The sequence below is a fragment of the Bacillus sp. FJAT-25509 genome (genome assembly GCF_001420605.1).
Taxonomy (GTDB): Bacteria; Bacillota; Bacilli; order Bacillales; family Bacillaceae_G; genus Gottfriedia.
Window position 1 is genome coordinate 183,948 of the sequence record NZ_LJIZ01000021.1, and the last position, 12,601, is coordinate 196,548.

Annotated in this window: 14 protein-coding genes and 1 other annotated feature; of the genes, 11 read left to right on the top strand and 3 right to left on the bottom strand. The window is 33.7% G+C overall.

Annotated elements, in window-relative coordinates; genetic code table 11:
* Window positions 1-26: 26 nt before the first annotated feature.
* The 4 genes from minC (at window position 27) to AN960_RS13985 (ending at window position 3,292) form a co-directional block, all read left to right on the top strand.
* Window positions 27-713, top strand: a complete 687-nt coding sequence (gene minC, locus AN960_RS13970; RefSeq protein WP_056472554.1) for a septum site-determining protein MinC — start codon at window positions 27-29, stop codon at window positions 711-713.
* Between the two features lie 2 nt (window positions 714-715).
* Window positions 716-1,510, top strand: a complete 795-nt coding sequence (minD, locus tag AN960_RS13975) for a septum site-determining protein MinD (protein ID WP_056472557.1) — start codon at window positions 716-718, stop codon at window positions 1,508-1,510.
* Window positions 1,511-1,668: 158 nt separating this feature from the next.
* Window positions 1,669-2,439 carry a M23 family metallopeptidase gene (locus AN960_RS13980; protein WP_056472562.1) on the top strand — a complete coding sequence of 257 codons (771 nt, stop codon included), beginning with the start codon at window positions 1,669-1,671 and terminating at the stop codon, window positions 2,437-2,439.
* The gene (locus AN960_RS13985; protein ID WP_056472566.1) at window positions 2,432-3,292 is read left to right on the top strand and encodes a site-2 protease family protein; all 861 of its coding nucleotides are present in this window, start codon (window positions 2,432-2,434) and stop codon (window positions 3,290-3,292) included. The genes AN960_RS13980 and AN960_RS13985 overlap by 8 nt, the downstream gene beginning before the upstream one ends.
* A gap of 134 nt (window positions 3,293-3,426) precedes the next feature.
* Here the strand turns inward: AN960_RS13985 and AN960_RS13990 are convergent, their stop codons facing one another.
* Window positions 3,427-3,993, bottom strand: a complete 567-nt coding sequence (locus AN960_RS13990) for a glycosyltransferase family A protein (RefSeq protein WP_056472570.1) — start codon at window positions 3,991-3,993, stop codon at window positions 3,427-3,429.
* A 203-nt stretch (window positions 3,994-4,196) separates the two neighbouring features.
* Here AN960_RS13990 and AN960_RS13995 point away from each other — a divergent pair, with 203 nt between their 5' ends.
* The 6 genes from AN960_RS13995 to obgE all read left to right on the top strand — a co-directional run bounded on the left by AN960_RS13995 (window position 4,197) and on the right by obgE (window position 8,866).
* Entirely contained in the window at window positions 4,197-5,654 is a 1,458-nt protein-coding gene (locus tag AN960_RS13995) for an Rne/Rng family ribonuclease (protein WP_056472573.1), read from the top strand.
* A gap of 61 nt (window positions 5,655-5,715) precedes the next feature.
* Window positions 5,716-5,793: a sequence feature (ribosomal protein L21 leader region), on the top strand.
* A 13-nt stretch (window positions 5,794-5,806) separates the two neighbouring features.
* Window positions 5,807-6,115: a 50S ribosomal protein L21 gene (gene rplU / locus AN960_RS14000; protein WP_025672164.1), complete on the top strand. Its 309-nt coding sequence runs from the start codon at window positions 5,807-5,809 to the stop codon at window positions 6,113-6,115.
* A gap of 9 nt (window positions 6,116-6,124) precedes the next feature.
* Window positions 6,125-6,460, top strand: coding sequence for a ribosomal-processing cysteine protease Prp (locus AN960_RS14005; protein WP_056472574.1), 336 nt, complete (start codon window positions 6,125-6,127; stop codon window positions 6,458-6,460).
* A 16-nt stretch (window positions 6,461-6,476) separates the two neighbouring features.
* A complete protein-coding gene (gene rpmA / locus AN960_RS14010; protein WP_025672162.1) occupies window positions 6,477-6,767 on the top strand; it encodes a 50S ribosomal protein L27 in 291 nt (96 codons plus the stop codon).
* Between the two features lie 254 nt (window positions 6,768-7,021).
* Window positions 7,022-7,564 (top strand): Spo0B C-terminal domain-containing protein, encoded by a 543-nt coding sequence (locus AN960_RS14015; RefSeq protein WP_056472579.1) that lies wholly within the window; start codon window positions 7,022-7,024, stop codon window positions 7,562-7,564.
* 15 nt (window positions 7,565-7,579) lie between these two features.
* Window positions 7,580-8,866, top strand: a complete 1,287-nt coding sequence (gene obgE, locus AN960_RS14020) for a GTPase ObgE (protein ID WP_056472581.1) — start codon at window positions 7,580-7,582, stop codon at window positions 8,864-8,866.
* Window positions 8,867-9,292: 426 nt separating this feature from the next.
* Here the strand turns inward: obgE and AN960_RS14025 are convergent, their stop codons facing one another.
* Together AN960_RS14025 and AN960_RS14030 are read right to left on the bottom strand one after the other, a co-directional pair.
* Window positions 9,293-9,835 carry a transcription repressor NadR gene (locus AN960_RS14025; RefSeq protein WP_056472585.1) on the bottom strand — a complete coding sequence of 181 codons (543 nt, stop codon included), beginning with the start codon at window positions 9,833-9,835 and terminating at the stop codon, window positions 9,293-9,295.
* A gap of 8 nt (window positions 9,836-9,843) precedes the next feature.
* Window positions 9,844-10,998, bottom strand: coding sequence for an IscS subfamily cysteine desulfurase (locus AN960_RS14030; RefSeq protein WP_502692550.1), 1,155 nt, complete (start codon window positions 10,996-10,998; stop codon window positions 9,844-9,846).
* Window positions 10,999-11,112: 114 nt separating this feature from the next.
* Here AN960_RS14030 and nadB point away from each other — a divergent pair, with 114 nt between their 5' ends.
* Window positions 11,113-12,594 carry an L-aspartate oxidase gene (gene nadB, locus AN960_RS14035; RefSeq protein WP_056472592.1) on the top strand — a complete coding sequence of 494 codons (1,482 nt, stop codon included), beginning with the start codon at window positions 11,113-11,115 and terminating at the stop codon, window positions 12,592-12,594.
* The last annotated feature ends 7 nt before the right edge of the window (window positions 12,595-12,601 follow it).

The following is a 12,601-nucleotide window of genomic DNA, read 5'->3' on the forward strand; positions in this document are numbered from 1 at the left end:
GAATTATACAATCGGGGTGAACACTTATCATGGAACAGAGGCAACAATATGTTACAATAAAAGGAACGAAAGATGGTCTAACACTGCACCTCGATGATACATGTTCTTTTCAAATTTTAGTAGATGAAATTGAAGAAAGACTGTCTACCCACTTGTTTGAGAGCAATGATCGTCCCTTACTTGCAGTTCGATTAAAAATAGGAAATCGTTTTTTATCTCCTGAACAAGATGAAATTATTCGTTCAATTGTTCGTAAAAAGAATAATCTTGTGGTTGAAACAATCGAAAGTAATGTGATTTCGAAGCAAGACGCTATTGAATGGATGAAAAGGGAGGAAATTGTACCTATTTGTAGAATGGTAAGATCCGGTCAGATTCTCCAAGTGAAAGGTGATTTACTGTTAATCGGTGATGTTAACCCAGGTGGAACTGTTATTGCGGGTGGAAATATCTTTATTATGGGTGCACTAAGAGGTACTGCTCATGCCGGCTTTAATGGTAATAAGGAGGCAGTTATTGCGGCATCAATAATGAGACCAATGCAGTTGAGAATTTGCAGCATAATGAACAGAGCACCGGATCATTATGGTGATGAAGGCAATGAGATGGAATGTGCGTATATAAACGAAGATAGCCAAATCATTGTCGATCGCATACAATTTCTGACTCATCTTAGACCTAGTTTGACAAGGTTAGAAAGGGGCATGATGTAACTGTGGGAGAGGCTATAGTAATTACATCTGGTAAAGGTGGAGTTGGTAAAACAACTACATCAGCAAATTTAGGAACAGCATTAGCGATGTTTGGAAAAAAAGTGTGCTTAATTGACACTGATATCGGCCTACGTAACTTAGACGTTGTCATGGGATTAGAAAATCGCATCGTCTATGATTTAGTAGACGTTGTTGAAGGTCGCTGTAAAACGCATCAGGCACTAATAAAGGATAAGCGATTTGAATGCTTATATTTATTACCTGCTGCACAAACAAGCGATAAAACTGCTGTTTCTCCTGAACAAATGAGAGAGCTTGTTGATGAATTAAAAAAGGACTATGATTATATATTAATAGACTGCCCTGCTGGTATTGAGCAAGGATATAAAAATGCAGTAGCAGGTGCAGATAAGGCGATTGTTGTCACAACTCCTGAAGTTTCTTCAATTCGTGATGCAGATCGTATTATTGGATTATTAGATCAAGAGGATATTGAACCTCCTAAACTAGTAATCAATCGTATTAGAAGTCATATGATGGAAAATAGAGATAGCTTAGATGTTGATGAAATTACTTCAATGTTAGCTGTAGATTTAATTGGTATTGTCCAAGATGATGAAAACGTTATTAAAGCAACTAATAGTGGTGAACCTGTAGCTATGAATCCAAATTCAAAAGCTTCTATTGCATATAGAAATATTGCAAGAAGAGTGCTAGGGGAATCTGTACCATTACAATCATTAGAAACTGAAAAGAGCATTTTCTTTAAAGTGAAAAAGTTATTTGGTATCCGATAACACTTCGTAAAAAACGAAGTGTTTTTCTTTTATCCATTTTTCAATTTTCTCCCAAAATCCTGCCTAATACCTTTGTCCATTTTTCAAATTATCTACTCATAAGTTGTCCTACCCGTTCATATAAATTAATTAACTAGTTTGCGAGGAGAGGTGACACTTTGAGTAAGCGCGTAGATGATATAAGAAAGCGGATCGCTAAACGGCGTGAACAAGAAGAAAAATGGGGAAATCCGAATCAAGCGATGAGCAAATTTCCGGTAAAAGAAGTGCAAAATACTGAGGGCGGATACACTTATACTTATGATGATTTGGTAGAAGAGCAAGGTAAGAAAATAATGAATAATTCTAACTTTATGTTTAGAAGTTTATTATGCGCGATCATTGTACTAGCTTTAGCCATCATCTTAAAAAGTAACTCACCTATGGCATCTCAAGTTCGGCATGGTCTATCCCAAGTTTATGAAAGTGAATTTCAATTTGCCTCATTACAGAAATGGTATGAAGATCGGTTTGGAAGTCCAATTGCTTTTTTACCGCAATTAAATGATCAAAAAAAGAATGTAGGAAATGATAATTATGCTGTTCCTGCAAGTGGTAAAGTACTACAAAGCTTTAAAACGGACGGCCAAGGGATATTGATTCAAACTGAAGCTAACCAAAAAGTAGAGTCAATCAAAAAGGGTCGAGTCCTTTTTGTAGGAAAGAAAGATAATTTAGGAAATACGGTTATTATTCAACACGCCGATGGTTCAGAATCTTGGTACGGAAAATTAGGAACAACTAACGTAAAAGTATACGACGAAGTGGATAGTAAAAAGATTATCGGAACGGTGTCATCTAATGATGAAGGGAATCTAGGTACTTATTATTTTGCAATTAAAATGGGGGAAAAATTTATTGATCCGAAACAGGTGATTCCATTTGAATAAATGGCTAATTCTTCCTTCAAAAATTTCAGTTCATCCACTGTATTTGTTAATTGCATGTATTGGTATTATGACAGCTAATTTTTGGTCAGTATTGTTTGTATCCATTATTATTTTTTGCCACGAATTAGGTCACGCCATTGCTGCTACTTCATTTAATTGGAGAATTAATAAAATTACGCTACTTCCGTTTGGTGGGGTTGTAGATCTTGATGAACATGGAAATCGACCAACTTACGAGGAGTTTATTGTTACAATCTCTGGTCCCATTCAACATTTAACTTTATATATAATCGCTAACTTTCTATTTCGAATGAATTTAATGCCAGAAAACCTTTATACGCTTTTTATCAACTACAATCTTAGTATTCTTTGTTTTAATTTATTACCAATTTGGCCATTAGACGGTGGAAAATTAATACATCATTTATTTTCATTGATCTTTCCGTTCGTTAGAGCCCATATATATAGCTTGTACTCATCATTTGTATTTTTAGTGTTATCCTCATTACTTACAATCATAATTCAGCCTATGAACATTACTATTTGGGTTTGTCTATTATTTTTAATCGTTTCCTTATGGGGTGAATGGAAAAATAGGCATTTTGTTGTTATACGATTTTTAATGGAACGATTTTATGGAAACAAACAATATATCCAAAAAATTAAATCAATCTCCTTGAATAAAGAAACAAAATTATTTGAAGTTTTTTCTAACTTTCAAAAAGGGTATAAATACAACGTCGTCTTTTCTCTTGATAAAAAAAATCAACAAATGTTAGATGAAAATGAATTATTACATGCTTACTTTACTGAGAAGAAAGCAACCTATTCGCTTGAAGAACTAATTAGTTAGATTGCATTTACTTTAAACTTTTCCCAACAACTTTGAGAAATTTTACTTAATCCCAAAAAAATATAAGAGTTTGCACAAAAAAAGATGGTCTCTAGTTGAGGCCATTTTTTTAAATTTGTATTATTCAATTCTATTTATACATACCACGATGAGTCTTTTGGAATATAGTCATAGTAATACAATATAGAAGGGATCCTTTTTTGAATTTTTATATCGTTTGAAACTCGTCTGCCCCATTCATCGTCTTCACCAAAACTAATATTAAGAAACTTATGTGCCGAGGCAATCTTTTTTGAATAGCACATTAAATGATTTGGTTTTCGATAATAATAATGATCATCTTCCCCATGGGCAAACTCTTTCCCATACTTACAAACTTTTGAATATTGGTTATTAAAATTTACTAAAACGTCAAATACAATACAGTCAACATTTGGCGTTTCATTTATTGCTGAGCACAATAATTCGATATAATTTGGTTCTATCCGATCATCGTCATCTATAAATACTACATAATCTCCTTTTGCTTGCTCAATTAGAACATTTCTTTTTTCACCAATGCTTCTTTTTTTATTTTCTAAAAGTACTAATATTTCAACAGGATATGTTTTACTCTGTTTATCTAATTCATTAATAATATTATTTAAATACCCCATTCTTTCGGGGACAGTTGGAATAAGAATTGATAGAATTATATCCATATAATCGCTCCTATCTAAATCAGGATTAAGTAAAAGAAAGGGAAAAATAATGTCTCTTTAAAGAACAATGTAAGGGAAATCTAAATATAATATTCAATTTCTAATATTCATGTGAGTAGACTAACTAATCGATTGTATTAACTAGCTTTTTTCTAATTAAATGAATAAAATGATAGGTACTATACATAGTTAGGAAGATGAATTTGAAGAAAGTTATTATGAATGTTAAACATTCAGAGAAAAGAATTGCTGTAACTGAAAATGACCAGCTAGTAGAATGGTTTTCTTCTGCTGATAAAAATACACATGTGGGAAATATATATGTAGGACAAATCCAAGAGGTCATGCCGAAATTAAATGCCATTTTTGTAAATATTGGTTTAAATAAAAATGGCTTCATGAGATTGGAAGATACAATCGAGGGTAAAGAATCTGAAATCAATAAAGATGAATTAATACGAAAAAAGTTCCAAAAAGGACAATATATTTTGGTTCAAGTAATAAAGGATGCGTTTGATGAGAAAGGTCCTAAGCTAACAAATAATCTTGAATTTTCTGGTGATTACGTAGTATATTTCCCTCTTACAAAACAAGTTGCTGTATCAAATAAAATAAAAAAAGAATCGAAACGAAATAAATTATATTCATTAGGTCGGGATTACACTAGTGATAGTGAGGGGCTAATTTTCAGATCTTCATGTGAAAATGCCGAATCGGATGAGATTTTAAATGAGTTAAAAGGATTTCAAATAGTTTATGAGTCGTTTAAAAATCAAAGTTTTAAAAAAATCACTTGTGTATGGGAAGCGAATTCCTTGTTTACTAAGTTTTTTAAATTGCATCCTAAAGATACAATCAGTGAATTAATAATTGATGATTTAGCTGCTTATAAAAATTATTTGCCTGAAGATCTTCAAATAATTAGTTATAGAGGAAATGAAAATATTTTTGTAGCATTTAAAATAGAAGAACAAATAGAGAAATCCTTTAAACAAATTGTATGGTTAAAAAATGGCTCATTTCTACTAATCGAGCAAACTGAAGCTATGACAGTAATCGATGTAAATACTGGTAAATTTAGCGGGAAAAATAATCGTGAAGAAACCGTGTATCATACAAATCAATTAGCTGCAATTGAGATTGTTCGCCAATTAAGACTTCGTGATATTGGTGGAATGATTATTGTTGATTTTATTAATATGAAGTCCATTGAACAGCAAAAAAGTATAGGTGTTTTATTAAAGGAAGCGTTTAAAAATGACCGAGCATATACAAAGCTATTTGGGTTTTCAGGACTTGGTTTATTCGAACTTACACGCAAAAGAACAGCTCATTCACATATCGAAGCAACACATCAAAAGTGTCCTGAGTGTAATGGTAGTGGGCTTGTAAAAAACACTGTTCAGACAGCCTTTGAGTTAGAAAGAGAGCTTTGGGAACTCTCAACAAGTCGTGATATTGAGGCATTACTTGTTGAATGTAGTGAAGATGTTGCAAAAGCGTTAAATGGAGATCAAAATAATCATGTTCAAAGACTAGAAAAAGCAATGTTTATAAAAATCTGTTTAAAAATTATATCTTCAAAAACACCATTTTATAATATAGCTAGAACTGGAACGACCAAGGAAATAACTAGCTATTTAGAAACTGACATTAACTGAAGTAGTTGTTGACATTCGACATATGTCATGGTAACATCATAATGTTATTGTTTGTAGCGCACCCGTGCTACAACCGCGCATAATAGGTATTAAATTGCTATTATTAGCATGCCTATTGGTGGCGAGTCTTAGACTATTGAGGAGGTGCAATTATGTACGCAATTATTGAAACTGGTGGTAAACAAATCAAAGTTGAAGAAGGTCAAGCAATCTACATCGAAAAGCTTGATACTAACGCAGGTGAAACTGTAACATTCGACAAAGTTTTATTCGTAGGTGGCGAAAACATCAAAGTTGGTAGCCCAACTGTTGAAGGAGCTACTGTAACTGCAAAAGTTGAAAAGAACGGTAAAGCTAAAAAGATTCTTGTATTCAAATACAAATCTAAAAAGAACTACCGTCGTAAGCAAGGTCATCGTCAACCTTACACTAAAGTTGTTATCGAAAAAATCAACGCTTAATTTTAAGTAATGACTAAAATAACAATTGAACGTTTAAAAGATGGACGTATAGGTTCCTTTAAAATAAGTGGACATGCATTTTTTTCTGATGCTGGGACTGACATTGTTTGTGCCGGTATATCAGCAGTTTCAGTAGGAACTGTAAATGCTTTGGAAGCAATTTGTCGTATAGATTCTGAATTAAATACAGTGATTGATGAAAAGAAAGGTTTCTTGAAGTATCAATTACCGATTGATTTAAATGAAGATAATATGCAAAAAGCGCAACTTATCCTTGAAGCGATGATCGTATCTTTACAAACTATCGCTGCAAGTTACGGTGACTATGTCACTATAAACGAGTAAAACAGGAGGTGTAACCATGTTAAAATTAAATCTTCAGTTATTTGCTTCTAAAAAGGGAGTAGGTTCTACAAAAAACGGTCGTGACTCAATGTCAAAACGTCTTGGCGCTAAACGTGCTGACGGACAATTCGTAACTGGTGGTTCAATTCTTTACCGTCAACGCGGCACTAAGATTTATCCAGGTGTAAACGTTGGTCGTGGTGGAGATGACACATTATTTGCGAAGGTTGATGGCGTAGTTAAATTCGAACGTTTAGGCCGTGACCGCAAACAAGTAAGTGTATACCCTGTAGCTCAAGAAGCTTAAGAAACTAACTTAGAAACTCTAACCTTTTAGGTTAGAGTTTTTCTGTACTTAAGATCTATTTATTTATAATAAATTGCTTTTCAACATAGAAAAAAGTGTTGTTATAGCAACCTCTCAAACAATATGCTCCGAGACTCGGCATTTTACAAGGTAAACACTAGTTTGAGACATTCAAAATGATCAATCAAAATGCCGAGTCTAACTTTTTTATACCTTCATAAATACCAAAAATGTAAACCTATAGGAGAAATACAATGCAGGAGAAATGGGACGTTCTAGAGGTATTAAGGCATTCGCGTCATGATTGGTTAAACCGAATTCAATTAATAAAAGGATATATGGCCACAGGTCAATCTGACCAGCTAGAAGAAACGATTACGAAAATTGTTGCTGATTCTTTAAATGAAGCTAAAATTTGTTCGTTACAAATTCCAGAGTTTGCAGAATTTATCATTACCTATAACTGGAAGCCTCGTACAATTGTACTAGATTATGAAATTTTAGGGGAACCATGTTCGCTTAAAAATCTAGACGAAGTGATGACAGTATGGATTCAAAATTTTTTAGAAAAACTAGAATCTTGGGTACATATTTATGAGGAAAATTTTGTTAGTTTAACAATTGAAATAAATGATAAAACAGTTAGTTTCTTTTTTGACTTCAGAGGTAAACTAACAAAGAAAGAAGATATGTTGAAGTGGATTGTTTCATCATCAAATGACAGCTCAAAAATTAGAATGATGTCATATTTTTGCGAGACAGAAGAATGTAGTATCGAATTTAAATTGGAAAAATAAAAGAGTGGTGGATTTATGTTTATTGATCAAGTCAAGATATATGTAAAAGGTGGAGACGGTGGAAACGGTATGGTAGCCTTCCGTCGTGAAAAATATGTACCAAAAGGTGGCCCTGCTGGTGGAGACGGTGGTAAGGGAGCTAATGTTGTATTTAGAGTAGATGAAGGCTTAAGAACATTAATGGATTTCCGTTATAAACGTCATTTTAAAGCAGATCGTGGTCAACACGGTATGTCTAAAAATCAACATGGTAAAAATGCAGAAGATATGATTGTAAAAGTACCACCTGGGACGATCGTAACAGATGCTGATTCAGGTGAATTAATAGCAGACCTTACAATGGATGGTCAAACAGCTATTATTGCAAGAGGAGGCCGTGGAGGCCGTGGGAATAGTCGATTTGCATCGCCTGCAAATCCGGCTCCAGAAATAGCTGAAAATGGAGAGCCAGGTAAGGAAAGAAACATTAAACTTGAACTTAAAGTGTTAGCTGATGTTGGTTTAGTTGGTTTCCCAAGTGTTGGTAAATCAACATTATTATCAGTTGTAAGTTCTGCTAGACCAAAAATTGCTGAATATCATTTTACAACAATTGTTCCTAATTTAGGTGTTGTAGAAACTGAAGATAATCGTAGTTTTGTTATGGCCGATTTACCAGGGTTAATTGAAGGGGCACATCAAGGTGTTGGACTTGGGCATCAATTCCTACGTCATATTGAAAGAACACGTGTAATTGTTCATGTAATTGATATGTCAGGTCTTGAAGGCAGAGACCCATATGATGATTACTTAACAATTAATCAAGAGCTAAAAGAATATAATTTACGTTTAACTGAACGACCTCAAGTAGTCGTTGCAAATAAAATGGATATTCCAGAAGCTGAAGAAAACTTAAATAAGTTTAGAGAACAAGTTGGAGATGAAGTTCAAATTTTCCCAATTTCTGCAGTAACACGTCAAGGTTTACGTGATTTATTATTTACAGTTGCAGATTTAGTGGAAACAACTCCAGAATTCCCACTTCATGACGAAGAGGAAGACAAACCATTACGAGTTCTTTATAAATATCAAAAAGAAGAACCTACTTTTGAGATTACTCGTGAAAGTGATGGAACGTTCGTCGTTAAAGGTGAAGAGCTTGAAAAACTATTCAAAATGACTAACTTTGAACGTGAAGAGTCAATTCGTCGATTTGCACGTCAAATGCGTGGTATGGGGATCGATGAAGCATTACGCCAACGAGGTGCTAAAAACGGAGATATCGTTAAAATTTCTGAATACGAATTCGAATTTATCGATTAAAAATTTCTATATAAAAAGAGGGTGTCCAACACCCTCTTTTTTTTATTTCAAAAATAAAGTACTGCAAATAAGGATTGGGGAATCGCAAATAAATCGCGAACTGCAAATGAATTTCGAAAATCGCAAATAAGATAAAGTTTTACCCATGCTAGTAAAGGTATTTTGGCTTAAAATTGTACAAAATAATGACCATTAAAAAGGAAGGGAGCAATTTTACTCTAATTCTTCCAATTTTGACTATAAAATGGCTAAAATGATCAATAAAAAAATTTAAAATATTAACTACAAATTAAAGTCTGGCTTAGATACCCTGCTCTAATAAAAAAGGGATGCCCATGTGTTCCTTACTCTGACACATGAGACATCGCCCTTACCGTATAATCAAAGAAATCTACCAATACCATTTCAAACCTCATAACCCTATACTTACGGTATATCTACCAAAAAACCTTCATTTTTTAATTGTAAGATCGCACTTTCTAGCTGTTGTTCACTATCTGCTTCGATTGTATGAAGATGTGTTCCATTTGTTAAATTAGACAGTGGGACAGAGCTAGTTTCTCCCATTTTTTGAAGAAATAAGGTTATATCATAACGGTTTGCAATTTGTAATTGGGCTGTGATATATCCATAGACAGGATGTTCAACCATTACATCCTTAACTGTAACACCGTGATCGACTAATATTTCTAGTTCTTTTTGAGTTTCTTCTGCTGTATGGTGACAAATAATTACTTTTTTAATTTTGTCAGTTTCCTTATTAGGGTGTATATAAATATAACCTTGAGCAGTTGCTAGTATAGGCTCATTTTTCGCTTTTAAAAGTGTAATATCACCTACAACTACTTGTCGACTAACATTTGCTCTTTTAGCTAAGGAATTACCTGATAGGGGTGACTCAGACTCCTTTAACCATTGTAAAACTTTCTTTCTTCTTTCTTCCCCTAAAAGTTTTTTATTCATTTTAATTTCCTCGATTAAAAATTTTGATTAATGATTAATTTTAACACAGACGAAAATTTGATTAAGTCATCTTCTGTTGTATGTTTTCCGATTGAAACTCTGAAGAATTGTTTTGCCTCATGAGGGTCTCTTCCAATGGCTAACATCGTTTCTGAAGGTTTCTGCATGCCAATGGCACAAGCACTTCCAGTTGAAATGGCAAATTGATGTCGATTACATTCAAGCATCACAAACTGACCTTCAAGTCCAATAATCCTCATTCCTATTATATTTGGAATACATTCGCCATCGTTACCTTCAAATTTTACAAGATGATTAACATCTTGTAATTGTGATTTTAAAACATTTTTTAAATCGTGACATCTCTTTTGCTCTTCGTCTTGATTTTTTATTATATGACCAGCTGAAGTTACGAATGATGCAATTGCTGGAACATTAACAGTTCCGGGACGAATTCCACTTTCATGTGATGTACCGGGATAGATAGGTTGACAAGTTAATTTAGGATTTAAATAAAGGGCTCCAATCCCTTTTGGTCCATATAATTTATGACCTGAAATACTCAAACTAGAAATTTCATATTTTGAGACATCTATTGCTATTTTTCCAAATGATTGTACACAATCGCAATGAAGTAAAATATTAGACGAACTAAATAAATTTGCAATCTCGTTAATCGGTTGAATTGCTCCAATTTCAGAATTTACATGTTGAAAAATACCTAATACAGTATCTTCACGAATGGCATTTTCAATCATTTCTAATGAGATAATCCCGCTATTTGTTACCGGCAAATAAGATACTTCATATCCTTGTTCTTCCAATACTTTTAAATAATTACCAATTGAAGAATGCTCTAATGTTGTAGTTAAAATATGTTTTCCGACTTTTTTTGTACTCTTTAAGAGGGTTTGGATCGCAATTAAATTTGATTCAGTTCCTCCACTTGTAAAGTAAATTGAAGCGGGGCTAGCATTTATAAATCCCGCTAATTGTTTACGGCATGCTTCAAGTAGCAGTGAAGCCTTTGAGCCAATATCATGTAAACTTCGCTCATTCCCAAAGTAATTTTTAGAGGCAGTGACAAATGTCTCAATTGCTTCTTCACTCATTGGAGTCGTAGCAGCATAGTCTAAATAAATCAATTTAAAGTCTCCTTTTTTACTCATTAAAAAAAAATTTCTTGTCATTAGTTTAAATATATGTAAATATAGGTGTCAAGACAGCTTTTTTATCTATAAGATAAAATTTAAATAGAGGTACTGTAAATGGAGGGGGCAACTATGCGAACTGCAGACGTTGTCATTATTGGCAGTGGGATTGCTGCTTTAATGGCTGCTGAGGAAATTTGTCAGTCTAAAAATGTGATTCTATTCACAAAGAAAAAAATTTGGGACAGCAATTCGATGCTTGCACAAGGTGGAATTGCAGCAGTAATGTCAGAGGATGATTCTTGGGAACTTCATAAACAAGATACGCTCGAAGCGGGTTGTAATGTAAATAATATAGATGCGGTAGAAGAGCTAGTAAAGAACGGAACAAAGTCTATGAAAGATCTTGTTTCTATTGGTATGGAATTTGATAAAGATGAATCTGGCCAGTTTCATCTTGGTAGAGAAGGAGCCCATCGCAAAAATAGAATTTTACATTCTGGCGGTGATGCCACTGGAAAGCATCTAGTAGAAACTGTATATGCTCGGATAAAAGATAAAATAACGATTATTGAACATGAAATGGTAATTGATTTAATAATACATGATGGTATATGCAAGGGTATTTATATACTTAATGAAAATGGTGAATTAGAATCTTGTTTTGCAAACACGACACTTCTGGCAACGGGCGGTATTGGGGCAATGTATCAATTTAGTTCTAATAATAGGGCCATAACCGGAGATGGAATTGCTATGGCATATCGAGCGGGTTGTGAGACCACTGATTTGGAATTTATCCAATTTCATCCTACCATGCTTTACATTAATGGAGCATGTAAAGGTCTAGTATCAGAAGCTGTTAGAGGTGAAGGAGCTTTTTTAGTAACGAAAACTGGTCGTCGCATTATGAAGGGAATCCATCCTTTTGAAGATTTAGCACCAAGAGATGTTGTTAGTAGGGCGATCTTTAATGAAATGCAAAACGGTGAAGAAATCTATTTATCGATCGAAATGATAGATGGATTTGAACAGCGTTTCCCAACAATTACTACCAATCTTATTAATAATGGGATTGATCTACAAAAAGGATTGATTCCAGTTGTTCCAGGTGCACATTTCCACATGGGTGGGATAAAGACATCTGCAAATGGAGAAACGACAATTCCAGGATTGTATGCAGTAGGTGAGGTTGCTTGTACCGGTGTGCATGGTGCAAACCGACTTGCTAGTAATTCTTTATTGGAAGGGATTGTGTTTGGTAAAAAGGTTGCGAAATTTATTGCTGACCTACCTTTAGCTAAAATAGATGGGAATCAACCGAAATACATGATACCAAGATTTAGAACGTTACCTACAAAAGATGAAATTAAAGAAATAATGATGAAGTATATCGGCATTGTAAGAAAGGAAGAAGATTTAAATAAAGCAATCACATATTTTTCTTACTTTTTAGAATCTAAAACAGTAGATTCACGCCCGATGAACAAAGAGGAACTAGAAAGATACAATATGCTAATTACTGGAAAACTAATTGCAGAAGCTGCTGTAAGAAGAAAAGAAAGCATCGGCTCACATTTTATAGAATATATAGATCAACCAGCTAATATTTGAGGAGAGA

Coding starts and splice junctions, on each gene's coding strand:
- AN960_RS13990 (WP_056472570.1), bottom strand. CDS start 3,993: ATGGATATAATTCTATCAATTCTTATTCCAACTGTCCCCGAAAGAATG.
- rplU (WP_025672164.1), top strand. CDS start 5,807: ATGTACGCAATTATTGAAACTGGTGGTAAACAAATCAAAGTTGAAGAA.
- AN960_RS14005 (WP_056472574.1), top strand. CDS start 6,125: ATGACTAAAATAACAATTGAACGTTTAAAAGATGGACGTATAGGTTCC.
- rpmA (WP_025672162.1), top strand. CDS start 6,477: ATGTTAAAATTAAATCTTCAGTTATTTGCTTCTAAAAAGGGAGTAGGT.
- AN960_RS14015 (WP_056472579.1), top strand. CDS start 7,022: ATGCAGGAGAAATGGGACGTTCTAGAGGTATTAAGGCATTCGCGTCAT.
- obgE (WP_056472581.1), top strand. CDS start 7,580: ATGTTTATTGATCAAGTCAAGATATATGTAAAAGGTGGAGACGGTGGA.
- AN960_RS14030 (WP_502692550.1), bottom strand. CDS start 10,998: ATGAGTAAAAAAGGAGACTTTAAATTGATTTATTTAGACTATGCTGCT.
- nadB (WP_056472592.1), top strand. CDS start 11,113: ATGCGAACTGCAGACGTTGTCATTATTGGCAGTGGGATTGCTGCTTTA.